This is a genomic window from Cystobacter fuscus (genome assembly GCF_044360685.1).
In the GTDB taxonomy this organism is placed as follows: domain Bacteria; phylum Myxococcota; class Myxococcia; order Myxococcales; family Myxococcaceae; genus Cystobacter; species Cystobacter fuscus_C.
Genome location: NZ_CP043491.1, coordinates 9,558,521 through 9,582,435, shown reverse-complemented (window position 1 = coordinate 9,582,435; position 23,915 = coordinate 9,558,521). Strand labels below are relative to the sequence as shown.

Annotated in this window: 21 protein-coding genes; 12 read left to right on the top strand and 9 right to left on the bottom strand. The window is 70.6% G+C overall.

Translation table 11 applies throughout. The features are described 5' to 3' along the window. The first annotated feature begins 15 nt into the window (after positions 1-15). The 4 genes from F0U63_RS39295 to F0U63_RS39280 all read left to right on the top strand — a co-directional run bounded on the left by F0U63_RS39295 (position 16) and on the right by F0U63_RS39280 (position 7,529). Positions 16-3,042: a POTRA domain-containing protein gene (locus F0U63_RS39295; RefSeq protein ID WP_395838430.1), complete on the top strand. Its 3,027-nt coding sequence runs from the start codon at positions 16-18 to the stop codon at positions 3,040-3,042. A gap of 45 nt (positions 3,043-3,087) precedes the next feature. Further along, positions 3,088-4,425 (top strand): lysophospholipid acyltransferase family protein, encoded by a 1,338-nt coding sequence (locus F0U63_RS39290; protein WP_395838428.1) that lies wholly within the window; start codon positions 3,088-3,090, stop codon positions 4,423-4,425. Between the two features lie 7 nt (positions 4,426-4,432). Continuing rightward, entirely contained in the window at positions 4,433-6,688 is a 2,256-nt protein-coding gene (locus F0U63_RS39285) for a hypothetical protein (protein ID WP_395838426.1), read from the top strand. A gap of 76 nt (positions 6,689-6,764) precedes the next feature. Next, complete coding sequence (locus F0U63_RS39280; protein WP_395838424.1) at positions 6,765-7,529, top strand: arylamine N-acetyltransferase; 765 nt, start codon at positions 6,765-6,767, stop codon at positions 7,527-7,529. Between the two features lie 12 nt (positions 7,530-7,541). On the opposite strand, the gene namA is transcribed toward F0U63_RS39280, so the two are convergent. From namA to F0U63_RS39240, 8 genes are read right to left on the bottom strand one after another with little or no spacing between them, the layout of a single operon-like run. Next, complete coding sequence (namA, locus tag F0U63_RS39275) at positions 7,542-8,612, bottom strand: NADPH dehydrogenase NamA (RefSeq protein ID WP_395838422.1); 1,071 nt, start codon at positions 8,610-8,612, stop codon at positions 7,542-7,544. A 42-nt stretch (positions 8,613-8,654) separates the two neighbouring features. After that, positions 8,655-9,899, bottom strand: a complete 1,245-nt coding sequence (locus F0U63_RS39270; RefSeq protein ID WP_395838420.1) for a spinster family MFS transporter — start codon at positions 9,897-9,899, stop codon at positions 8,655-8,657. Further along, positions 9,896-10,822 carry a Ppx/GppA family phosphatase gene (locus F0U63_RS39265; RefSeq protein ID WP_395838418.1) on the bottom strand — a complete coding sequence of 309 codons (927 nt, stop codon included), beginning with the start codon at positions 10,820-10,822 and terminating at the stop codon, positions 9,896-9,898. Before F0U63_RS39265 ends, F0U63_RS39270 begins: the two co-directional genes overlap by 4 nt. Positions 10,823-10,836: 14 nt before the next feature. Next, on the bottom strand, positions 10,837-12,021 hold the full coding sequence (locus F0U63_RS39260) for an aminotransferase class V-fold PLP-dependent enzyme (RefSeq protein ID WP_395838416.1): 1,185 nt from the start codon (positions 12,019-12,021) through the stop codon (positions 10,837-10,839). A 43-nt stretch (positions 12,022-12,064) separates the two neighbouring features. Beyond that, a complete protein-coding gene (locus F0U63_RS39255; RefSeq protein WP_395838414.1) occupies positions 12,065-13,357 on the bottom strand; it encodes a DPP IV N-terminal domain-containing protein in 1,293 nt (430 codons plus the stop codon). Next, positions 13,354-14,130 (bottom strand): energy transducer TonB, encoded by a 777-nt coding sequence (locus F0U63_RS39250; RefSeq protein ID WP_395838412.1) that lies wholly within the window; start codon positions 14,128-14,130, stop codon positions 13,354-13,356. Before F0U63_RS39250 ends, F0U63_RS39255 begins: the two co-directional genes overlap by 4 nt. A gap of 4 nt (positions 14,131-14,134) precedes the next feature. Continuing rightward, on the bottom strand, positions 14,135-14,602 hold the full coding sequence (gene tolR, locus F0U63_RS39245; RefSeq protein ID WP_002631873.1) for a protein TolR: 468 nt from the start codon (positions 14,600-14,602) through the stop codon (positions 14,135-14,137). Positions 14,603-14,617: 15 nt separating this feature from the next. Then, complete coding sequence (locus F0U63_RS39240) at positions 14,618-15,325, bottom strand: MotA/TolQ/ExbB proton channel family protein (protein ID WP_395848494.1); 708 nt, start codon at positions 15,323-15,325, stop codon at positions 14,618-14,620. A gap of 175 nt (positions 15,326-15,500) precedes the next feature. Between F0U63_RS39240 and F0U63_RS39235 the strand changes: the two genes are divergently transcribed. Together F0U63_RS39235 and murI are read left to right on the top strand one after the other, a co-directional pair. Continuing rightward, positions 15,501-16,577, top strand: coding sequence for a hypothetical protein (locus F0U63_RS39235; protein ID WP_395838410.1), 1,077 nt, complete (start codon positions 15,501-15,503; stop codon positions 16,575-16,577). A 106-nt stretch (positions 16,578-16,683) separates the two neighbouring features. Beyond that, positions 16,684-17,502 (top strand): glutamate racemase, encoded by an 819-nt coding sequence (gene murI / locus F0U63_RS39230; RefSeq protein ID WP_395838408.1) that lies wholly within the window; start codon positions 16,684-16,686, stop codon positions 17,500-17,502. A gap of 27 nt (positions 17,503-17,529) precedes the next feature. Here the strand turns inward: murI and carF are convergent, their stop codons facing one another. After that, positions 17,530-18,384, bottom strand: coding sequence for a plasmanylethanolamine desaturase (gene carF, locus F0U63_RS39225; protein WP_395838406.1), 855 nt, complete (start codon positions 18,382-18,384; stop codon positions 17,530-17,532). A 210-nt stretch (positions 18,385-18,594) separates the two neighbouring features. On the opposite strand from carF, the gene F0U63_RS39220 reads away from it, so the two are divergent. Genes F0U63_RS39220 through F0U63_RS39195 form a run of 6 tightly spaced genes read left to right on the top strand, consistent with a single transcriptional unit; the run spans position 18,595 to position 23,880 of the window. After that, positions 18,595-19,137 carry a hypothetical protein gene (locus F0U63_RS39220; RefSeq protein ID WP_395838404.1) on the top strand — a complete coding sequence of 181 codons (543 nt, stop codon included), beginning with the start codon at positions 18,595-18,597 and terminating at the stop codon, positions 19,135-19,137. A gap of 54 nt (positions 19,138-19,191) precedes the next feature. Next, positions 19,192-19,887, top strand: a complete 696-nt coding sequence (ftsE, locus tag F0U63_RS39215) for a cell division ATP-binding protein FtsE (protein ID WP_002631879.1) — start codon at positions 19,192-19,194, stop codon at positions 19,885-19,887. Further along, the gene (locus F0U63_RS39210) at positions 19,884-20,786 is read left to right on the top strand and encodes a cell division protein FtsX (RefSeq protein WP_395838402.1); all 903 of its coding nucleotides are present in this window, start codon (positions 19,884-19,886) and stop codon (positions 20,784-20,786) included. Before ftsE ends, F0U63_RS39210 begins: the two co-directional genes overlap by 4 nt. Beyond that, complete coding sequence (locus F0U63_RS39205; RefSeq protein WP_395838400.1) at positions 20,783-21,898, top strand: murein hydrolase activator EnvC family protein; 1,116 nt, start codon at positions 20,783-20,785, stop codon at positions 21,896-21,898. The genes F0U63_RS39210 and F0U63_RS39205 overlap by 4 nt, the downstream gene beginning before the upstream one ends. 14 nt (positions 21,899-21,912) lie before the next feature. Then, positions 21,913-23,010 carry an oxidoreductase gene (locus tag F0U63_RS39200; protein WP_395838398.1) on the top strand — a complete coding sequence of 366 codons (1,098 nt, stop codon included), beginning with the start codon at positions 21,913-21,915 and terminating at the stop codon, positions 23,008-23,010. A gap of 9 nt (positions 23,011-23,019) precedes the next feature. Continuing rightward, on the top strand, positions 23,020-23,880 hold the full coding sequence (locus F0U63_RS39195; RefSeq protein ID WP_395838396.1) for an alpha/beta fold hydrolase: 861 nt from the start codon (positions 23,020-23,022) through the stop codon (positions 23,878-23,880). The last annotated feature ends 35 nt before the right edge of the window (positions 23,881-23,915 follow it).

The window sequence follows — 23,915 nt, the reverse complement described above, 5'->3', positions numbered from 1 at the left end:
GCGTTCGTCCTGTGGTTGCTGTCCCCGCTGGCGGTGGCGCAGCCGGAGACCCCCACGGTCGTGAGCGTGGAGCTGCACCTGCCAGGTGACGCGGACACCCAGGGGCTCGCGTCGCTGGTGGCGGTCCGCAAGGGCCAGGCCCTGTCCGCCCGCGCCGTGCGGCGCTCCATGGAGCGGCTGTGGGCGAGCGAGCGCTTCTCCGACATCGTCGTGCGCTCGGTGGACGTGCCCGGGGGCGTGCGCGTGGTGTTCGAGCTCACACCCGTTCAACCCCTGCTGCGCCTCGCGGTGGAGGGCAATGTCGTCCTCCAGGACGAGGCGCTCCTGGACGTGCTCGAGGCGCAGGGCATCATCGTGGGACAGCGGCTCGACGAGGAGCGCCTGGACGCGGCTCGCCAGGCCATGGCCCGGGCCTACGGGCGCCAGGGCTACAACGAGGCCCGCATCGAGCTCACGCGCGAGCAGGAGTCCGGCGGCGTGGCGCTCGTCTTCACCATCTTCGAGGGCCGGCCCACGCAGGTGGCGGCCGTGTCGGTGACGGGCAGTCCGGGGCTGCCCCTGTCCGAGCTGCTCGCCACGCTGGGCCTGCGCGTGGGCGGAGTGCTGGACAAGGGAGGACTGGACGCGGGTCTCGAGCGGCTGCGCGCCCTGCTGCGCGAACGCGGGCACTGGCGTGCCAGCGTGGGCCAGCCCATCCTCGACGAGGCGGCGGGCGCGGCCACCGTGGTGGTGCCCCTGTCCGCCGGGCCGCGCTTCAGCCTCCACTTCCACGGCAACCATCACTTCGCGGACGCGCTGCTCCGGCGGGTGCTCGCCTACGAGGGCGCGGAGCCCCTGGACGGGGCGACCGTGGCGCGGCTGGCGCGGCGGCTCGAGAGCTTCTACCTCTACCGGGGTTTCCACTCCGTGCACGTGGAGCCGCGCGAGCTGGTGCACCCCCAGGGAGAGGCGGCGGTGCTCGCCTTCGACATCGAGGAGGGGCCCGTGCTGCGCGTGAGCCGGGTGCACTTCCAGGGCAACACGGTCCTGTCCAACGAGGCGCTGCGCGAGATGCTCACCGAGCGTCTGCGGGCCGGCACGCCCCAGCCGGGCTCGCCGCCGCGCCTGCGGGGCGTGGCGGAGATGGGGCCAGAGGACTCGCGCCGGGGACCGGCCGAGTGGTTGTTGGATCCCGCCATCGTCTTCGTCGAGGAGGCCTACCGGGACGCCGCGGAGGCGATGACGGAGGCGTACCGGGAGCGCGGCTTCCTGGAGGCTCACGTGCGCTTCACCCGCCTGCGCGAGCGCCTGACGAGAGGCACGGCCGAGGCCTGGTTCGAGGTGCATGAGGGCACGCCCCTGCGCGTGGGGGCGGTGCGTCTGGAGGGCGGTCCCCCGGGCTTCGAGGGCCAGCGCTTCGTGCACGTGGCGCCCGGGGATGCGCTCAACCCCGACACGGTGGAGTCCGGCCGGCGCGAGCTCGTCACCGAGCTGGGCCGTCAGGGCTATCTCTTCGCCCGCGTGGAGGCCGAGCCCACGCCGGGGGAGGCGGGCGTGTCGCTGCTCTTCCGGATGGAGCCCGGGCCCCGGGTGACGGTGGGCCGCATCCTCGTGCGCGGCCTGGCGCGGACCGAGGAGGACGTGGTGCGCGCCACGGTGCGTCTCAAGGAAGACGAGGTGGTGGTGCCGGACAAGCTCGTCGAGAGCCAGCGCCGGCTCGCGCTGCTCAACATCTTCCGGCAGGTGACGGTGCGGCTGGACAAGCCGGAGGTGCCGGAGGCGAGCAAGGACATCGTGGTGGAGGTGCGCGAGCGCCCGCGCTGGGAGGGAGAGATCGCCGGGGGTTACTTCCTGTCGGAAGGTCCGCGCCTGGTGCTGGACGTGGCCCGCACGAACGTGGATGGCCGCGGCCTCAACCTGTCCGCCCGGTTGAAGCTCAACTACGTGGGGTGGAGCACCCAGGGCGTGGAGAAGGCGAGCGCGATCCGGCTGACGTGCGCGACGGTTCCGGAGGAGTGTCCGGAGTCGTCGCCGTGGGTGAATGACTTCGGCGGGCGTGCCGTGTTGTCGGCGGTGCTGCCGCGGCTCTACGGCCTGCAGCCCCTGGAGGTCGGCGCGCGGTTGGATCTCATCACCGAGCGCGTGCAGCGGCCCTCCTATCTGTCCTCCCGGGTCGCCGCGGTGACGGGTCTGGACTGGTCGGTGACGCGCTGGTTGAACGCCGCGCTCCAGTACGAGCTGGAGGGCAACGTGCTGCAGGCCGGCACCCGCCCGCTCGCCACGCTGGACCGGGCGGACCAGGAGCGGCTGCGCTTCCCCTACGGCTTCTTCATCCTTCATTCCCTGCGCGCGTCCACGACGGTGGATCTGCGCGACAACCCGGCCAATCCCCACAAGGGCTTGTTGGTGTCCACCAGCGCCGAGTTGATGAAGGATCTGCAATCGTACCAAACCACGAGCAGCGGCACCCCTCTGGAAGCGCTGCCCCTGAACAACGTGAAGCTCTCGGGGAACGCGAGCGTGTACGCGCCCCTGCCCTCGGGCACGGTGCTGGCGGTGTCGGTTCGCGCGGGCACCATCGTGCCGCTGGAGCAGGACGCCCGGGTCATCGGCTCCAAGCGCTTCTTCCTGGGCGGCTCCAGCAACCTGCGCGGCTTTCGCGAGGACGGCATCCTCGGTGAGGACCGGCGCGCGCAGTTGCGGCGCCAGGTGGCCGATTGCCGCTCGCTCATCCAGCCGGCGGGCTGTAGCGCGGAGTTGTTGACCCTGCTCGCGGGGCAGCCGCCCGTGAGCGAGGGCGGTGAGCTGTTCACCCTGGCCAAGACGGAGCTGCGCATCCCCGTGCGCTCCTCGTTCGACCTGGGCCTCTTCCTGGAGGCGGGCAACCTCTGGCTGGACTGGACGGCCTACCAGTTCTCCGCGCTGCGCTACACGGTGGGCGCCGGCTTCCGCTACGTGACGCCCGTGGGCCCGCTCGCCTTCGACGTGGGCATCAACCTGGACCCGGACGAGGTGCTCAACGAGCCCTGGGGGCAGATCCACTTCAGCATCGGCGCGTTCTGAGATGCCGGGCTCCGGGCCGTGCGCCGCCCGGTGTACACTGCGCGCGTGTTCTACGGCTTTGTGCGGACTGTGGTGGCGCTGTTGCTGCGGCTCTTCTACCGGGTGAAGGTGCATGCCCCTCAGGCCGAGTCCGAGGGGCCCGTCATCTTCGTGGGCAATCACCCCAACGGGCTCATCGATCCCGCGCTCGTCTTCATCCTCACGCGCCGGCAGGTGACGTTCCTCGCCAAGGAACCGCTCTTCCGCATTCCGGTGATTGGTGCCCTGCTCCGGGGACTCGGGGCGCTGCCCGTGTACCGCAAGCAGGACGACCCCACGCAGATGGGCCGCAACGAGGGCACGCTGGACGCGGCGCGCGGAGCGCTCGTGGCGGGCCGGGCCATCACCCTCTTTCCCGAGGGCAAGAGCCACTCGGAGCCGGGGCTCGCGGAGCTGAAGACGGGCGCGGCGCGCATCGCGCTCGGGGCGGCGAAGCAGGGGGCCGCCGTGCGCATCGTCCCCGTGGGCCTCACGTACGCGGACAAGCATCTGTTCCGCAGCGAGGTGCTCATCGAGGTGGGCCCGCCCATCGACGTGCGCGACTTCCTGCCCGCGGACGGCGCGGACGAGGCCGCCTCGGTGCGCGCGCTCACCGAGCGCATCGCCGGAGCGCTGCGCGCCGTCACCCTCAACCTGGACAAGTGGGAGGACCTGCCGCTCATCCAACTGGCCGAGGACCTCTACGCCCTGCGCCAGAAGCAGGCGAAGGATCCGGAGCGGCTGCGCTACTGGGCGCGGGGGCTCGAGCTGTTCCGCGCGGAAGAGCCCGAGCGCTTCGAGCGGGTGCGCGGCCAGCTCATGACCTTCCAGCGCCACCTGTCCCTGGTGCGCGCCGACCCCGCGGACCTGTCGCTGGAGTACCAGCCCGCTCCCGTGGCGCGCTTCGCGCTGAAGAACCTGTTGTTGCTCGCGGTGGGCTTGCCCCTGTCGCTCGTGGGGCTGTGTCTGTTCTACGTGCCCTATCTGTTTCCGCGCTGGGCCAGCCGCAACGCGGAGCTGGACGTGCAGGCGACGGTGAAGTTCCTCGCGGCGGCGGTGACGTCGGCGGTGTGGTGGGCGGCGCTCACGGTGGGGGCGTGGCTGTGGCTCGGGGCGCCGGTGGGCGTGGCGGTGCTGCTGGGCGTTCCTCCGCTCGCGCTCCTCACGCTGTACTTCTCCGAGCGCTGGAGCGTCGTGCGGCATGACGTGTCCGTGTTCTTCACCCTGGGCAACCGGGCGCGGCTCAAGGCCCGCCTGCTCGCCGAGGGAGGGGGCCTGGCGGAGCAGGTGGAGCGGCTGGCGGGGGAGTACCACCCGAGGTTGGCGCCTGCTGCCGCGACGTCGGATGTGATACCAGGGCGGTAAGCGGCCCATGTCCTCCGTCGATCCCCACTGGCCTGATTCCCTCCAGGCGCTCTACGAGCAGGCCTCGGGCGCTCCCGCCGACGCGGTCCTCGCCTCGCGTCCCCAGTGGGCCGAGCAGCTCGCCGACTGGGTGCGGCGGGCCACCCTGGAGGAGCGCGAGCGGGCGCAGGTGGCCACCTGGGCCCGGCTGGACGTGGGCTCGCGCTCTCCCGGAGAGCTGTTGTTCCTGCTGGCCCACTCGGGCGAGCTGCTGTGGCCCTATTCGCAGGCGCCCCGCGAGCTGCTCCTGCGGCTGCTCTCCCGGCAGGAGCAGCTCGTCCAGGTGCTGCGCGGTGGGGGACAGGGCGAGGCGCTCGAGCCGCTCACGCGCGAGGTGGACGCCGAGCTGTCCAAGGTGGTGGCGCGCTACCTCAAGCGCCACCCCGACGAGCTGCGGCGCCTGGTGAGCGGCGTGCGCTGCACGTTCGACGGCCGGGTGCTGTGCTTCAACGACACGGTGGCGGTGGACGTGAAGACGCTGCTGGGCTCGGACAAGCGGCTCATCGGCCGGTTGGATCAGCTCCGGGAGCTGCTGCCGCACCTGCGCGAGGGCCGCGACAAGCTGATGGCCTTCATCCGCGAGCGGGCGGCGAAGATTCCCTGGCGCGAGTGCCGCGACATCCTCGAGGAGAAGCTCTTCCAGCTCGTGGCCTCGGCGCGGAGCCCGGGCGAGCTGCGTGGCTTCCTGGGGTGTTACGCGCATGGCAAGCGCGAGGCGCGCTGGTGCACGCGGGCGGGCCTGCTGCTCGCCCGGAACCTGGAGGAGGGAGGCGCGGTGGCGGTCATCGACAACCTCAGTGAGGTGCTGGTCTCCTTCGAGCCGCCGGTGGAGGGCCTGCGCGCGTCCCTGAACGCGGTGGTGGCCAGCCTCCACGAGGATCGGGAGCTCGCGAGGCACCGGCGGGTGGTGGACACCTGCTGGGATCGGCTGGTGCCCAAGGCCGAGCCGGGCCTGGCGCTCGTGTTGTTGTGGGTGGAGGAGCGGCTGTTCCGGGTGGCGCTGCGCCAGGGCGCGGAGGATGCCTTCGAGTGCCGTAACCGGGCGCGCGAGCGGGTGCGGAGCCTGCCGGTGGCGGATGCCTTGGAGTGGCTCGCCGAGGAGTGCGCGGAGCTGTGGCCCCGCATGGAGTCGGAGCACCGGCCCGGCGCGGACGAGTTGGCGGCGTGGCGGCAGGAGGTGACGCGCCGCTATGCGAAGAAGCCCGTGCTGCGCAAGGCGGCGATGGAGTTCGTCCTGTGGTGCGCGCCGGACGCGGCCGCCTCCGAGGCCGAGCTGGTGACGCTGTCGCTGGTGAAGACGTCCACGGATCGCAGGCTCTTGCGCCGGCTGGGAGATCATCCCTCCACGCGGGTGCGCTTCCGCGTGCGGGCCATCAACGCGTGGCTCGCGGCGGGGCCCGAGTCCTCCGAGCCGGCGACGCCCGCGACCCTGACGGGGGCCTTGCGGCATCTGCGCTCCGCCGGGGCCCTGACGCTCGGGGGCGGCCGGACGTGGTTGCGGGATCGCGACTTGGAGGAGTTGCTCCTGGGCGCCTTCGGCCGCGTGGAGCGGGACTTCTCCGCGCGCTACCCGGAGCACTACCGGGAGGACGAGTCCGTCCTGGTGTCCCGGCTGCTGGAGGAGCTGAAGAACGAGGTGGAGAGCATCCGCTCGGACCTGTCGATCCTCCTCGCGCAGGGACAGCCCGTGCCCCTGGAGCTGGGCTTCCAGTACCGGCGCCGCGAGGAAGCGGGGCAGGGGACGGAGGCCACGGAGGGGGCGAGGCCGGCCGGAGTGGAGCTGGGCTTCGTGCTGACGGTGGAGGTGGAGGGCTTCCTCACGACGAAGCGCGCGGTGCTGGTGCAGGCGCGCAAGCTGGAGCAGCGGGGCGAGGGCCAGTGGGCGCCGAACCTGCGGCTGGCGCGCGAGCAGGTGGACGCGGTGCTGGGCCGGAGCGAGTCCTCCGTCTGTCTGTTCCTGGTACCGCCCGCGCTGCGCGCCGAGTGCTGGATGATTCCGGCGAGGCTGGTGCGCGGGCTGATGGATGCGCAGGGCTCGCTGTCGACGGTGTCGCGCGAGGGCGCGCAGCGGGTGGCGCGTTCGCTCGCCCAGTGGATGACGTACGAGCTGCTGGGCCTGTGGGCCGGGGACGATCGGCCCGGAGTGCTGGAGTGGGCCGAGGGCCGTGCTCAGGGCGGGCCCGACTTCATCGTGGAGCTGTCCGTCCGCAAGAACGGACGGTAGACAGTCGACAGCCTGGGAGTGTGGGAGGTGGCCCGGATTTGGGCGCGTGTCGCACGGGCTCTATGCTGGTGCGTGCATGGATCTCGGTCTCTACCTTCAGCGGATGGGCTACCGAGGTCCGTTACGGCCCACGCAGGAGACGTTGCGGCGCCTGCACCTCCAGCATCTCGAGGCGCTGCCCTTCGAGAACCTCGATGTGCTCGGCGGCCGGCCCATGGTGCTGGAGGAGGGGGCGCTCTTCGACAAGCTCGTGCGGGGCAACCGGGGAGGGTTGGGCTTCGAGCTCAATGGCCTGTTCGCCGCGCTGCTGCGCGAGCTGGGCTTCCAGGTGACGTACCTGGCGGCGCGGGTGTCCCCCTCGGGCGAGTGGCCCATGGCGCCCGGGTTCGCGCACCTCGTCCTGGAAGTCGCCCTGGAGGAGAAGTGGCTCGTGGACGTGGGCTTCGGGGAGGCCTTCGACGAGCCCCTGCCCCTGGTCCCCGGACGCTGGCCCACGGCGGGGCGGATGTTCCTCCTGGAGTCTCAGGGCGAGGAGTGGGTCCTCGCTCGCGAGGAGCCGGACGGCTCGTGCCCGTGGCTCTACACGTTCTCGCGTGAGCCGAGACGATGGGAGGACGTCGTGGCGCTCGGCCGGGACTACCCGCCGCCCGGGTCGCCCCTGCGGCGGGAACTGTTCTGCACGCGCAAGACGCCCCGGGGCCGGGTGACCCTGCGCGGCGAGCGGCTCCTCCTCTCGGAGGAGGGACATCTCATGGAGCGCTGGCTCGGGGCGGCCGAGGAACGCGAGCAACTGCTGCTCTCGCACTTCGGCCTTCCGTTGGGGCGCCTGGGCTCGCGCTGAGTCCGCGCCGGCTCAGTTCTGCGCGCGCTCGTACTGCTTCGGCCACGTCACCTGGGCGTGCAGCTCCTTCGCCGCGTGCAGGGGCCAGTACGGGTCGCGCAGCAGCTCCCGCGCGAGCAGCACGAGATCCGCCTGTCCGGTACGCAGGATGCTGTCGGCCTGGAAGGCGGACTGGATGAAGCCCACGGCGCCCGTGGCGATGCCCGCCTCGCGGCGCACGCGCTCGGACAGGGGCACCTGGTAGCCCGGCCCGGCGGGAATCTTCACCCCGGGCACGATGGCCCCCGAGGAGCAGTCGATGAGATCCGCGCCGTCCTCCTTGAGCAGCTTCGCGAGCGCCACCGAGTCCTCGACCGTCCAGCCGCCCTCGACCCAGTCCGTGGCGGACAGGCGCACGAAGAGCGGCAGCTCCTCGGGCCAGCGCTGGCGCACCGCGCGGGTGACCTCGCGGGTGAAGCGCACGCGGTTCTCGAAGGAGCCGCCGTAGCGATCCGTGCGCTTGTTGGACAGGGGGGAGAGGAACTCGTGCAGCAGGTAGCCGTGCGCGCCGTGGATCTCCACCAGCCGGAAGCCCGCGGTCCGGGCCCGGTCGGCCGCCTCCGCGAAGGCACGGATGACGTGCTGGATGCCCGCCTCGTCGAGCTCCGTGGGCACATTGGACTTCTCGTCGAAGGCGAGGGGGCTGGGGGCGACGGGAGTCCATCCGCCCTCGGCGTTGGGGGCGATGGGGGCTCCACCCTTCCAGGGCGGGCTCGTGGAGGCCTTGCGCCCGGCGTGCGCGAGCTGGATGCCCGCCACCGAGCCGTGCTCGTGGAGGAACTTCACGATGCGCGCGAGCGGCGCGACGTGCTCGTCCTTGTAGATGCCGAGGTCCTGCGCGGTGATGCGGCCGATGGCCTCGACGGCGCTGGCCTCGAGGATGATGAGCCCCGCGCCGCCCACGGCCCGGGAGCCCAGGTGGACGAAGTGCCAGTCGTTCGCGAAGCCGTCCTCGCTCGAGTACTGGCACATGGGCGAGACGGCGATGCGGTTCTTCAACGTGACCCCGCGCAGAGTCAGCGGGGAGAAGAGCAGGCTGCTCAAAGGCTTCTCCTGGGTGAGCGGAACCGGGAGGAGCCCGGTTCCTCAGGCGTTCACGTGCTTGAACGCCTTGCCCGCCATCAATAGCGCGAGCCCTCCCAGAAGCACTGGAATCGCATTCACCTGGATGGCCAGGCCGAGGCTGCTGACGTCCGCCAGCTTACCAATCACCGTGGGGGACAGGGCATCACCCAGCATGTGGATGAAGAGGACGTTGAGCCCCATGGCGAAGGCGCGGAAGGCGGGGGGCACGCCATTGACGATGGCCGCGTTGATGGGCCCGCTGTTGAGGAAGATGAGGAACTGGGCCAGGAAGATGATGGCGAACATGGGGGCGTGCGCCGACACCCTCACCGACAGGACCATGAGCGGCGCGGCGAGCAGCAGTCCCACGCCCGACAGGCGCAGACCTCCGCCCGGCATCCGCTGGTCCATCTTGTCTCCCAGCCAGCCGCCCGCGATCGTCCCCGACAGGCCCGCGAGCGCGGTGACCGCCCCGGAGAGGAAGCCCGCGCGATCCAGCGGCATCCCCCTCTCGTTGACGAGGAAGGTGGGCAGCCAGAACGCCAGTCCGCCGATGGAGAACGTCATCAGGGTGTAGCCGCTCGTGGTCCACCAGAAGGCGGGGTTGCGTCCCAGGCCCTTGAGGCCCACGAGGAAGGGCAGCTTCTTCTGGGCGTCCGGACCGTCCATGGCGCCGCGCTGGGGCTCGGGCATGAAGAAGGCCAGGACGGCGAGGATGATGCCCGGCACGCCTCCGGCGTAGAAGGCCACGTGCCACGAGTAGGCGTTGCTCAACCAGCCGCCGAGCCCGTAGCCAGCCGCCGCGCCCACGGGGATGGCGATGTAGAAGATGGACAGCACGCGCGTGCGCTGCTCGCGTGGGAAGAGGTCGGAGATGATGGAGGGGGCCACCGCGCCATAGCCCGCCTCGCCGATGCCCACGCACGCGCGCGCCACCATCAGCGCGGCGAAGGTACTCGCCAGTCCCGAGGCCCCCGTGGCGAGGCTCCAGAGCAGCACGCCTCCGGCCACCAGGAAGCGGCGCGGAACGCGGTCGCCCAGGAAGCCGCTGATGGGCGAGGCCAGCATGAACACCACCATGAAGAAACTGCCGAGCAGTCCCGCCTGGGTGTTGTCGAGCTGGAAGTCGCGCTGGATGTGGGGCAGGGCGACCGTGACGATGTACCGGTCGAGGTAGTTGACCAGGTTGATGAGCGAGAGGATGAACAGCGCGTAGGTGCTATTGGGGGCGGCGGCCGGGGCGGCCACGGCGACGGGCGGGCTCAAGAGGTGGCTCCGAAGCGGTGCGCGAGCAGGCCCCAGCGCAGGCCGCGATCACTCACGAGGCAGTTGTCCAGGCGGAGCGCCCGCAGGCACTCGCGCAGGACGAGGGCTCCGGCGGGAATCACGTCGGCGCGCTTGGGTTGCAGGCCGGGCAGCGCCTGGCGCTCGGCGAGAGGCTTCTGGCACAGGGAGTCCACCAGCGCGTCCAACTCCGCGAGCGACAGCGTGCCTCCATGCACCCGCTCGGGGTCATACGGATCGATGGCGTGGCGCACGGTGAAGAGTGTGGTCACCGTGCCGGCGATGCCCACGAGCTGGGCGCCCGGAGGGCAGGGTGGCAGCGAGGAGAACGTCTCGCGCAGGTGGGCTTCCACGCGGGCCCGGTCCTCGGCGGAGGGGGGATCGGCGCGCACGTAGCGCTCGGTCATGCGCACCGAGCCCACGTCGAAGCTGTGGCGGAAGGTCACCTTGCCCGCGGTGTCCCCGTAGATGAACTCGGTGGAGCCTCCGCCGATGTCCACCACGACGAGGGGGCCGCGCGCCGTGCGTCCGAAGTCCGCGTACGCCGCGGTGAAGGACAGCTGGGCCTCCAGCTCGCCGGGGATGATCTCCACGGTGACTCCGGCGCGCGAGCGGGCGGCGGCGAGGAACTCGGCGCCATTCTCCGCGTCGCGCGCCGCGCTGGTGGCGGACACGGCGATGGCCTCGGCCCCCAGGCGCCGGGCCTCGTCGGCGAAGTCGGTCAGCACCTGGAGGGTGGTCTCCATCCCCTCGGGGGACAGGCGGCGGCTCTGGTCCACGCCGCGTCCCAGGCGGGTGATTTCCGCGCGCTCCTGGACGGAGTGGAAGCGGCCATCGGGATGGCGGTCGGCGACGAGCAGGAGGACCGAGTTGGTCCCCACGTCGATGGTGGCGTATCGAGGCATTCAGCGCAGCTTACTCAGCGCGCCAGCGCCTCCAAAGCTTCCGCCAGCCGTTGGTACTCGGCGGGCGAGTTGTAGAGCTGGGCGGACACGCGCACGTGACGCTGGGGGGCCTTGGGCCAGGGCGTGATGGGCACCTCGATGCGGTGCTCGAGGAAGAGCCGCTCCTGGAGCGGATCCAACCCGAGCACGGAGGGCGCCTCGGGGAAGCCGTCCGGGAGGGCCACGGTGGCCATGCTGCCCACCATGTCCTCGGGGCAGCGGGGGGCGCCGCCCAGTCGTTGGTGGAGCAGGGTTCTCGCGGCGAGCGCCAGGGAGTGGTTGCGGGCCATCACCTCGGGCCAGCCGCCGGGCACCAGGCCGCCCATGACTTCAATCGCCTTGGGGATGCACAGGAAGGGGGTGGGGTCGTTCGTGCCGAGCCAGTCGAAGTCCAGGCGGAAGCGCGAGCGATCCTCGCGCCGCGAGTTGTACCCATGGCTGATGACGAGGGGGCGGATGAGGGGCTGCGCGTCGCGGCGCACGTGGAGGAAGGCGGCTCCCTTGGGGGCGCACAGCCACTTGTGGCAGTTGCCGGTGTAGTACGCGGCGCCCAGCTCGCGCAGGGACAGGGGCACCTGACCGGGCCCGTGCGCCCCATCCACGAGCGTCTCCACGCCGCGCGAGCGCAGCGTGCGCACGAGCGAGGCCACGGGGTGGATCATGCCCGTCTGGCTGGTGATGTGATCGATGAGGAAGAGCCGGGTGCGCTCGGTGACGCGAGCGAGCACCGCGTCCACCACGGCCTGGGGGGAGGGGGTGGGCCAGGGCAGCTTCGCGACCACCACCTGCACGCCCCAGTGCTGGGCCACGAAGTCGAGCGCGTTGCGTGAGGCGTTGTACTCGTGGTCGGTGGTGAGCAGCTCGTCGCCGGGGGCGAAGCGCAGCGAGCGCAGCACGGTGTTGACGCCGGTGGTGGCGTTGGGGACGAAGGCCAGGTCGTCCGGGTTGGCGTCGAGGAAGTCCGCGAGCGCGCCACGGGCCGCGTCGGCGAGGTCCGGCCACTCGCGGTGGAGGAAGCGCACGGGATTGGCTTCCAGGCGCGCGCGCAGCCGGGACTGCTCTTCGAGCACCCGGGTGGGGCAGGCGCCGAAGGAGCCGTGGTTGAGGAAGAGTGTTTCGGGGTCGAGCGCCCAGTGGGCTCGCAAGGGGGACCGGTCCATGGGGCCGGGGAGTGTAGACGCAGTCCCCCTTGGGAGGGAGCGCTTAGCGGCCCCAGTCGGGCGTGGTGAGCGCGGCCTTGTCCTGGCCGGGCAGGGGCAGGGGGTTGTTGCCTTCCGCCGTCATGACGAAGAGCTGCGAGGGGCCGTTGCGCGTGGAGGTGAAGAGCACCAGGCGCCCGTTGGGCGAGAAGCTCGGCTCCTCGTTGTTGGCCTGATCCTGGGTGAGGCGGGTGATCTTCCCGGTGTCCACGTGGACGGTGAACAGATCGAAGGCGTTGCGCTCGTCGCGCGCGGTGAAGGCGATGAGATCGCCGCGCGGCGACCAGTTCGGCGTCTGGTTGTAGTTGCCCTGGAAGGTGAGGCGCCGCACGCCGGAGCCATCCGCGTTCATCACGTACACCTGGGGCGAGCCCCCGCGGTTGGACACGAAGGCGATGCGCTTGCCATCCGGAGACCAGGCAGGGCTGGTGTTGATGCCGAAGCGCGTGTCGGTGAGCTGCCGGGCGCCCTCGCCGTTGGCATTGGCCACCCAGATTTGAGCGCTCTCGTCCTCCGCGAGGGCGTAGGCCACGCGCTTGCCATCCGGCGAGAAGGCGATGCCGGTGGCCATCTGGCCGTCGTTCGTCTTGAGCCGGAGGGTGTCTCCGCCCGACTTGCGGACGTACAGGTCCGGCTTGCCCTGCTGGTACGAGGTGTAGCCGAGCTGACCATCGGGCCCGAGCGCGGGCAGCAGGTTGATGCCGCCCTGGGTGACCTGGCGGGCGTTGCGGCCATCCCAGTCCGCCAGCCACACGTCCCGGTTGGCGCCCGACTTGCGCACGTAGGTGATGGAGGCGAGGAAGGGGCTCGGCTCGCGGGTGTAGTGGCGGTAGATGGCGTCGGCGACCTTGTGGGCGAGCTGCGAGGGCTGCGCGCTGGGGCCGCTCTGGGCCGTCTTGAACTCCTCGCGGCCGTTGCCCACGTTGAACACGCGCGCCTCGGCCTTGAGCTCGTCGCCCTCGCGCGTGAGGGTGTACTTCACCAGGGCCTCGGCGCCCACGTCCGCCCAGCGCGCGAAGTTGATGCTGCCCGCCGTCATGCCTTCCTTGGCGTCGGCGAGGAAGCTGGCCCGGTCGAGCACCTGGAAGAGGCCCGAGGCGCGCAGGTCGAACATCAGTGCGTCATCCACGGCCGCGGCGGAGGACCTGGCCTCGCCGCCCTGGGTGAGGGGCGTGGAGAGGGCGAGCGGGAGGGGCTGGAAGGTGGCGCCGGAGATCTGGATGACGGGCGCCTGGGCGAGCGCCGCGAGCGGCAACAACAACACCAGGGAGGCGAGGAGGGCTTTCTTCACGTTCACGGACTGAACTCCAGGACGATGCCGCTCTTCTGCAGCATGTCGCGCAAGGGATCGGGGGGAGGCGAGAAGGGGGAGGCCTTCTTCACCGCGGACAGCACGGCCGAGTCGAAGAGGCTATTGCCGCTGGCCCTGGCCAGCCGGGCCTCGAGCACCTCTCCGGCGCGGCCCAGGCGCATGGCGACCTGGGCCTTGAGCATCAGCCGTTCGTTGTCGGGGATGGTGTCCGCGACGTTGTAGTGGCGGCGCACCTGCGAGGAGATGAGGCCGAAGTAGCGCTCGCCCTCGGCCTTGGCCGCGTCACCATTGGGGTCGCCATCCTCGGCGCCCTCGGGTTCTTCCTCCTGCTTGGAGGGCTTGGCGAGCTTGTCGAAGGCCCCGAAGAGCCGGTCGCGGCGGTTCTCGCCCTGGGTCTCTCCGCGCTGGGGCGCGGGCTTGGGGGCGGGCTCCGGCTTGAGGCTCGGGATGGCCACGGCCTCCTTGGGAGGCTCGGGCGGCGGGGGCGTGGGCGAGGGTGGCGCCTCCACCTTCTTGGGAGGCGGCGGAGGGGGTTGCTCCTTGCGGGGCAGGAGCTTCTCGTCCCGGGGCTTGCCCTGGCGCACCAGGGTGGCGCGGATGGGCGTCTGCTCCAGCTTCAGCGGAGGCGCCTGGAACCAGGTGGTGTACACGCCCACGGCGGCCAGCACGAGGGCGTGGCCCGCCAGGGAGAAGCCCAGGAAGCGGCCCACGCGCGAGGGACGCGAGGCGAGCAGGCTCTGATTGGCGGCGGGATGCATGGGGCTAGCGTCGCGCCTCCTTCTTTCCCTTGCTGGAGGCCGAGGCCCGGCCGCCCGCGGAGGGATCGGTGATCATCCCCACGTTGGTGATGCCCGCGCGCTGCGCGGCGGCCATGACGTCCACCACCACGCCGTAGGGCACGTCCCGATCCGCGTGGAGGTAGAGCTCCTTGTCCGCCTGGGCCTTGGCGTTGGTGGCGAGCTTCTTCTCCAGCTCGGCCATGAGCACCTCGGCCTCGCCGAGGTACACGCGCCGCTGCGCGTCGATGGACAGCACGAGCTTCTTGTCGGAGGCCTCCACCGCGGCGGCGCGCGCCTCGGGCAGGTTCACCTTGACGCCCTGCTGGATGAGGGGCGCGGTCACCATGAAGATGATGAGCAGCACCAGCATCACGTCCACCATGGGCGTGACGTTGATCTCGCTCATGGTGACGCGGCCACTTCCCTTGTTGGAGTTGGAGCCCATGCCCATGGTGTGCCGTGCTCCCTAGCGGAAGAAGTGCCGCTTGACGATGTTGAGGAAGTCCGCGGAGAAGTTGGCCATCTCCGTGTCGAACACCTTGATGCGGCTGATGAACGAGTTGTAGGCGACCACCGCGGGGATGGCGGCGAAGAGGCCCGCGGCGGTGGCGAACAGCGCGTTGCCCACGGGGGCGGCCACCGTGGCGAGCGTGGCGTTGCCCTGCTCGGCGATGGAGTTGAAGGCGTTGAGGATGCCGATGACCGTGCCGAACAGGCCCACGAAGGGCGCGGCCGAGCCCACCGTGCCCAGGAAGGACACGCGCGCCTCCAGGTCCGTGAGCTGATTGGTGGAAGCCCGGTTGAGTGCCCGCTCCACGTTCTCGATGCCACCGAGCCGCTCGGCCATGGCGCCACTGGCGCCCTCCTTCGCCTGGGCGAGCTTGGTCAGCTCCTCGTACCCGGCGCAAAACACCTTGGACAGCGGCGAGCCCTCGAGCTTCTGCGCGTCCTGGTAGATGGCCTCCAGGCGGGATGCCTTCCAGAAGGTGTCGAGGAAGGCGAGGGACTGGCTCCGGGCGCGCGAGAGCTGGGTGGCCTTGAGGGCGATGAGCGCCCAGGAGGCCACGGAGACGACCATGAGCAGGCCCAGGACACCCAGCTCCAGGAAGGAGGCGTCCTGGAGGATCTGCACGTAGTTCATGGCGCCGAGCGCCAGGGGGAAGCGGGGCATCAACATGGGGTGCAGGCCGTAACACCTGGGTCCGGGTGGGTCAAACAAAGCCCGGGGGGACGGGGGTTGGTTGGTTGCTGCGACGAACGAAATGAATAATTCCCGGATTGGGGCGTCCAGGAAGAAGTGTGACGGGCTGAACGCCCGCTCTCCCCCTTCCCCACCCGAGAGCGCTTCCATGAACGCCAGAATCCTGCTCGCATTCCTCTGTCTGACCATGGCCGGTTCGGGCTGCATCATCGTCGACAGAGATGATGACGGCCCCTGCTGCTACACGCCGTCGGACCCGCCGCCGCGGCCCACGCCGACCTATCCCGGGGACGTGATGTTCCTCTGGACGTTCGGCAACATTGGAGCGGGCCGGTGCGCGGACGTGCCCGACGTGAAGAGCATCCGCATCTCCATCCCTGGTGAGACGCTCCACAATGGTGGCGTGTACGCCTGCAACACCGCGGGGACGGATGGCATCGTGCTGCACAACTTCATGCCCCGCACCTACAGCTACACGCTGGAGGCGGTGGGCTACGACAACAAGGTGCTCTACCGGGCCAGCGGCGACTTCACGGTGAACGGCAACATCCGGGTGAACGTCAACCTCTCCCCCCCGGGAGGTGGCAGCTCCTTCGCCTACGTCTCCTGGTCCTTCGAGGGCAGCACCAGCAACTCCAATCCCAACTGCGCCCAGGCGGGGGTGACCCACGTGGACGTGCGCATCGACAACGGGGAGTGGGCGCGCATGGCGTGTGAGGACGGCATCGGTGGCAATCAGGTCCACACGCCCTTCATCGCGCCCGGCACCCACAGCATCGAGTTCGTGGGCATGAACGTCACCAACTCGGGTGCGACGCCCTACTACTACCGCAGCGGGACGCTGACGACGCAGGCGGGCAGCCCCATCTCGGTGTCCTACACCCTCTGGGCGGTGGGTGGCATGTCGCTGCGCTGGGAGTTGCTCGACGGCTCCGTGTACAAGACGTGTGAGCAGGCGGGTGTCACCGGGGTGCGCATCAACATGCGTGATCGCGTGACGGGCAAGCTCGTCTACGGGGAGGAGGGCGATGCGAAGGCCTGCACGGGCGCGCCCATCCTCTACAAGTACCTGCGGCCGGGGGATTACGATGTGATCATCAAGGGCATGAGCGGCTCGCAGGTGACCTACTCCAACCTGAACAACCCGCCCGTGCTGACGGTGAAGGCCTTCGTCCAGAAGGGGGAAGCGGACGCCTACACCGTCAACCTCTATCGTCACTACTAGTCCACCGCGACTCGGAGTGGGGAAGGGCCGGGGCCACTGCCTCGGCCCTTCTGCTTTGCGGGGGGGCCGCCATGGGTTGGCATCAAACGTGATAGGAGCCCCCGTCATGCGGCCAGACAGCCACAGTCCCATCGGTGTCTTCGATTCAGGTGTGGGAGGACTCACCGTCCTCAAGTCCCTGATGTCCCAGCTTCCCGGCGAGAGCACCCTGTACCTGGGTGACACGGCCCGGGTGCCCTATGGCACCAAGTCCGGGGAGGTGGTGACGCGCTACTCGCTGAAGAACGCGGAGTTCCTCCTGGCGCGCGGCATCAAGGTGCTGGTGGTGGCGTGCAACACGGCCTCGGCGGTGGCACTGCCCGCGCTGTCGGCGGCGCTGCCGGTGCCGGTGGTGGGGGTGATCGCTCCCGGGGCGAGGGCGGCACTGCGGCGCACCCGGGGGGGACAGGTGGGCGTCATCGGCACGCCGGGCACCATCCGCTCAGGGGCCTACCAGCGCGAGCTGGAGGAGGGGGCCGGACCGGCGGGCGTGCGGGTGAAGGCCCGGGCGTGTCCGCTGTTCGTTCCCCTGGCCGAGGAGGGCTGGCTCTCCGGAGAGGTGCCGCGGCTGGTGGCGCGCGAGTACCTGGGGGAGTTCGTGCGCGGCGGGGTGGACACGCTGGTGCTGGGCTGCACGCACTACCCGTTGCTCAAGGACATCATCGCGGAGGTGGTCGGCCCCGAGGTGGCGCTGGTGGACTCGGCCGAGGCCACCGTCGAGGTGGTGGCGGGGCTGCTGGAGGAGCGCGGGCTGCTGGCGCCGGGGGGACGCGCCCCCTCCCACCACTTCTTCGTCACCGACGTGCCCGAGCGCTTCGTGGAAGTGGGGGAGCGCTTCCTCGGGCGGCGCATCCCCTCGGCGGAGCAGGTGGACCTGACCTTCTGAGGGGCCGAGCCATCGCGCGGCGGTGTGTCAGGACGGCCGCACCGGGGACACGGCAGCAGGCTCCTCGGCGAGCGCGCCGCCCTCGAGCAGCTCCTGGGCGGCCTTCACCACGGGGGGCGCGTCGGCGGCCTGGGTCTGGAAGAGCTCCAGGGCCGCTTCGGCACCGATGTCGTCCTTGCGGGGAATCAGGCCCGTGCTCCAGGTGATGACGCGCTCCATCATCGGGAAGAAGCCGATGAGCGCGAGCGGCTTGTTCATCCATCCCACGGTGATGCAGTAGTACTTGTCGTAGGGCGCCGTGTGGTGGATGCGGTGGTGGTCCGGCGGCAGGACGAGGTGGACGCGCTGCATCAAGCCGATGAGCGCGGGCGGCGTGTCCGTGTGGGACCACTTGTGGAACTGGTTGGTCGCCATCACCCAGAAGATCATCGCCCCGAGGAAGCTGGAGAGGAACACCCAGGTGGCGCTGGTGTGGGGCAGCAGCAGGGCGAGCAGCGCCACGGGCAGCGAGACGAGGCAGTTGTTGCCATTGGTCTCCACGAAGTCGTGCCGGGTGATGGCCTTCTCGTCCACGTGGTGCTCACGGAAGGGCCGGATGAAGGCCTTGCCGAGCACGGGCATGTCGGTGGACCCCCAGGTGTCCCCCATCCAGTGGACGAGGCCGGAGACGAAGTCCGCGGCCAGGTAGCCCAGCAGCACGGCGCTCAGCACCATCCAGGGGCCCACCAGGGGGTTGCCCCACAGCCGCCAGACGAGCGCCGACTCCAACGCCACGAAAGCGACGATGCTGAACACCTCCATGGCGCGGATCGCTGGAGAGTAGCCTTGGGCCAGGACGGTGGCGTCCTGCTGGCGCAGTTGGTTCTTGAGCTCGGTCTTCATCGTCGTTTCCCTTGCGCCGACAAACGCCGACGCTGCCTTCCCCCTGGGGGAGACGGACTTTAATCCCATGTGGAGGCGGAGCGGCGTCTGATGGTGAACGAACCGCTCGCCCGCTCCTTCTTCGGGGAGGCCAGCAGGCGGACATCACACACAATCCGACGCGTTTCTTGTTTCGCCCGGGTCGCACTGCTACGGTCCGCTCACTCGGGCATGGCGAAAACCTTCGAAAAAGCCGTCACCGGCTTCAACCACAACATCAAGTACAAGGGTCGCGTCTACCACGTCCAGACCGAGGACTCGGGCGTCAACAATCCCCACATCATCACGCACCTGTTCGTGGGCGGGAACATCCTCGCGTCGAAGAAGACGTCCTACGCGGACATCCTCAACGCGGAGAGCCTCGCCGAGGTCGTGCGCGAGTTGATGGAGGAGCAGCACAAGGAGATGCTGCGCAACCTCATCAATGGGGTGTACGACGGCTACGAGACGGGCGTGCGCCACTACCAGCCCGGACAGCTCGGCACCGCCGAGGACGCGCCCCACGCGCGCCCGCAGGCCGCCCCCAAGGCGCCCCCTCCCGCGGCTCCCGCCTCCCACCTCCCTCCGGAGATCGCCGCCGCGCGCGCCATGCAGGTGCAGCCGAAGATCAACGAGGTGGGCGTGGAGACGCTGTTCGGCGAGGACCTCATCTCCGAGAAGAGCCTGGACGAGGTCATCCTCAGCTACCTGGCGGGCGAGGACAACAACCAGTAGCTCGCCTGTCCCGTGGCACATGCGGCGCGAGCGGGGCCATAATCCCCCCCGCCGATGATCCAGATGTTCCACGTGTACAAGGCCTATCCGGGCGATCCGCCGGTCCTCTCGGACATCAACCTGCATGTGCAGAAGGGCGAGTTCGTCTTTCTCACGGGTCCCTCGGGCGCGGGCAAGACGACGCTCATGAAGCTCATCTTCTGCGCGGAGAAGGCCACCAAGGGGCAGATCCTCGTGGGCGGGCGCAACATCGCGCGCATCCGCGAGTCGGCCGTGCCCTACCTGCGGCGCAACATCGGCGTGGTGTTCCAGGACTTCAAGCTCCTGCCGCACCGCACCGTGGAGGACAACGTCGCCTTCACCCTGGACGTGCTGGGCGTGCCCCGCGCCGAGGCGCGCGAGCGCGTGCACCGCATGCTCAAGCTCGTGGGCCTGCAGCACAAGGCGGGCTCCATGCCCCTCAAGCTCTCCGGCGGTGAGCAGCAGCGCGTGGTCATCGCCCGCGCGCTCGTCAACGATCCCACCATCCTCCTGGCCGACGAGCCCACGGGCAACCTGGACCCGGCTCTTACCGTGGAGATCATGGATCTGCTCATGGACGTGAACGTGCGAGGCACCACGGTGATGGTGGCCACCCACGACACCGGCCTCATCACCCGCTACCAGAAGCGCACCCTGCGCCTGGAGGGGGGCTTCATCGTGTCGGACGAGGATGGGGTGAAGGCGGCCCGGCGGGTGGCGGCGGGATGAGCGTGCTGGCCAAGACGGCCTACTTCTGGCGCTCGGCGGCGTCGGGGCTGCGCCATGCGCCCTTCGTCCACTTCATCGCCGTGACCACCATCGCCATCGCCCTGTTCGCCGCGGGGCTCGCCCAGGCCATGGGCCGCGGGGTGGACGCGCTCCTCGCCTCGCTGGGCGGCGAGGTGCAGGTGACGGTGTACCTCTCCCCCGGACTCGACGAGGAGGGCGCCGCGGTGCTGCGCGAGCGCATGGAAGCAGCCAGCGGTGGACGCGCCTCGCTCGTGCCTCCCCAGGCCGCGCTGGACCGCCTGGCGCGGGAGCTGGGCGACCTGGGCGAGGCGCTCGCGCAACTGCCCGAGAACCCACTGCCTCCATCGCTGGAGCTGCAGGTTCCCGCGGAGCGGCGCACGCCCGGCGCGCTCAAGCAACTGGCCCAGGAACTGCGCGGTCTGCCCGGTGTCACCGGCGTCGACTATGGCGAGGAGGCCGTGGAGCGGCTGTCGGCTATTTCCCGCGCCCTGCGCTATGGCGGTTGGGTGGCGTTCGCGGTGGTGCTGCTGGCCACGGTGGTCATCGTGTCCGCGACGCTGCAACTGGCCATCTACTCGCGGCGGGGAGAGATCGAGATCCAGAAGCTGGTGGGCGCCACGGATCGCTTCGTGAAGATGCCCTTCCTCATCGAGGGCTTCCTCCAGGGGCTGCTGGGGGCCGGGGTGGCGCTCGCGGGGCTCGCGCTGTTCGAGCGGCTGGTGGGGCCGGGGATGAACTCGCTCCTGTCCTTCCTGGTGGGCCCGGGCGGCGCGGTGCCCCTGCTGGAGCCGGCCCTGGCGCTGGAGATGGTGGCGGTGGGGTGCGCGCTGGGCCTCGGGGGCAGCTTCATCGCGGTGGGGCGCTTTCTCCGGGTATGAACCGGCTCCTGCTGCTCCTCCTGTTGTCGTGGGCGCCCGCGGCCTTCTCCCAGGACGAGGCGGCGGAGCGCGAGTCCGTGCGCGAGAAGCTGTCCACGCAGCGCGCGGCGCTCGCGCTCATCGAGTCGCGCAAGGTGTCCGCGCTGGAGGTGCTGGAGATGGTGGAGCAGCGCGCCGCCACCAGCGCCCAGCGGGTGAAGGTGCTGGAGCGAGACCTCGCCGTCTTCCGCAAGCGGCTGGCCGTGGCCGAGCACGAGGACGAGGTGACGCGGGAGATGCTGCGCGAGCAGTTGCGCCGGCTATCGCCCCGGCTGTGGAGCATGTACCGGCTCATGCGCCGCCGGCCGCTGGAGGTGCTGCTCAGCGCCCGGGACTTCTCCGCCATGGTGTGGCGCTCGCGCGCGCTGCGGGCGACGCTGGAGGAGGACCTGCGGCAGCTGCGCACGGTGCAGCGCGTGGCGCGATTGCGGCAGCGGGTCGCGGCCGAGCTGCGCCGGTTGCAGGGCTCGCTGGACGTGCGGCTGACGTTCCTGCGCGAGCAGGCGCGCATGGCCCGGGCGCAGCAGGAGGCGCTCGAGGAGCTGGTGGGCACCATCAAGGGCGAGGCGGAGCTGGCGCGGCGCATGGTGCGCGAGCTGGAGCAGGCGGACGCGGACCTCGGCCGGGTGCTCCAGGAGATGAACGAGGGGCCCGCCACCTCCGGCTTCGGGGCGCTCAAGGGCAAGCTGCCCCGTCCCGCTCCCGGCGTCATCGAGGTGGGGTTCGGCCGCGTGGTCAACCCCCGCTTCAACACCGTCACCGTGCAGAAGGGCGTGGACATCCGCGCTCCCGCGGGCACTCCCGTGAAGGCCGTGGCCGAAGGGACCGTGGCGTACGCGGGCTGGCTGCGGGGCTATGGCAACCTGCTCATCCTCGATCATGGCGGGGGCTACCACACGCTGGTGGCCCACCTGTCCTCCGTGACTCCGGGCGTGGGCGCGCATGTGGCCGCGGGTGACACGGTGGGCGAGGTGGGCGAGACGGGCTCGCTCAAGGGCGCCTACCTCTATTTCGAAATCCGCCGTTCCGGTCAGGCCGTGGATCCCGCGCCCTGGCTGGTGGCCGCTCCTTGAACCCTGGACGATCCATGACCTCTTCTTCCTCTCGCGCTCCCCTGAGAACGGGCCTCATCGGTTACGGCCTCGCTGGCACCGTCTTCCACGCGCCCCTGCTCGCCGCCGAGCCCGCGTTCACCCTGGCGGCCATCGCCACCCGACGCGCCGCGGAGGTGGCGCGCGACTGGCCCGGCGCGCGCGTGCTCTCCCCGGACGCGCTCGTGGAGGACCCCTCCCTCGACGTCGTCGTCATCGCCTCGCCCAACGACACGCACACGCCGCTGGCCGAGCGCGCGCTCCGGGCGGGCAAACATGTGGTCGTCGACAAGCCCTTCACCCTGGATGCGGCCGACGCCTCGCGGCTGGATGCCCTGGCGCGCGAGCGCGGACTTTGCCTCACCGTCTTCCATACCCGGCGCTGGGATGGCGATTTCCTCACCCTGCGCCAGTTGCTCGCGGAGGGACGCCTCGGCAGGTTGTTCAGCTTCGAGAGCCACTACGATCGCTTCCGGCCCCAGGTGAAGGCGCGCTGGAAGGAGGACGCCGTGCCCGGGGGCGGCACCTTGTGGGATCTCGCCCCCCACCTCATCGATCAGGCCCTGCAGCTCTTCGGGATGCCCGAGTCCGTCAGTGCCGATGTCGGCCAGCAGCGCGAGGGCGCTCGGACCACGGACTGGTTCCACCTGCTGCTGCGCTATGGCGAGCTGCGCGTCATCCTGCGCTCCGGCTCCGTGGTGCATGAGCCCTGGCCCCGCTTCGTCCTCCAGGGCGAGCGCGACGCGTGGGTGAAGTACGGGCTGGACCCACAGGAGGAGCAGCTCAAGGCGGGGCTGCGGCCCGGCCAGGCGGGTTGGGGCCAGGAGCCCGCCGCGCGCCATGGCCGCTTGAGCCAGGGGGGCGAGGTGCCCACGTTGCCGGGCCAGTACGAGTCGTTCTACCGGCTCTTCGCCCAGGCCATCGCCGGCGAGGGCCCCGTCCCCGTCACCGCGGAGAGCGCCGGCCAGGTCATCCGCATCATCCAGGCCGCCGAGCGCAGCGCCTCCGAGGGCCGACGTATTCCCCTGGAGCGCCCGTCCGGCTCCCAGGAGGCGGCGCAGGGGGGTGATGCGGTGCGGCAGGGTCGGAGTTAGAGTCTCGTCGTGGACCTCATCTCCGGACTCCAGGAAGTCTCGCGGCGCCTGCTGGTGGCGCGCGGGGTGCGCTCGGAAGAAGTCGTGGTGGGCGGACAGCGCCTCCATCACTTCACCTTGAAGGGCAGCGGCAAGGGCCCACCCATCGTCCTGGTACATGGGCTGGGCGGGGCGGCCAGCGGCTTCGGACGCGTCCTCCTCCCGCTGGCCAAACGCTTCGAGCGGGTGTTCGCGGTGGACCTGCCCGGGCACGGCTTCTCCCCGGAGTACTGCCTCGGGCCGATATGTGTCCGGGGCCAGTACGAGATGCTGGTGCGCTACTGCCGCGAGGTGGTGGGCGCCCCGGCGTTCGTGGTGGGCAACTCCCTGGGCGGCGCCATGTCGGTGCAACTGGCGTCCGAGCACCCGGAGCTGGTTCGCGCCCTGGCCCTGGTGGCCTCGGCGGGCGCGGACGTGGGGCACGAGTCCATCCGCGAGGTGCTGGAGTCCATGAACGTGCGCACGGGCGAGCAGGCACGCGCGCTCACCCAGCGCCTGTTCCACCGGCCTCCCTGGGCCATGATGTTCTTCGCCAATGCCCTCCGGGGGATGTATGGCACCCCCGCCGTGCGGGCGCTGAGCGCGGACGTGATCGCCACGGGCGAGTACCTCAAGCCCGAGCAGCTCCAGGGGCTCTCCATGCCCGTGTTGTGCGTGTGGGGGGCCAACGAGAAGCTCCTGCCCCGCGAGAGCCTCGACTTCTTCCGCACCCACCTGCCGCCCCACTCCCAGGTGCGCGTGGTGGACGGCTTCGGCCACCTGCCGCATGTCGAGCGGCCGAGCGAGCTGGTGGCGGAACTGCTCCAGTTCGCCGACTCCGCCGGGCTGTAGCCGGACCGGGAGGCGGCCGGATGGTAGAGTCCGCC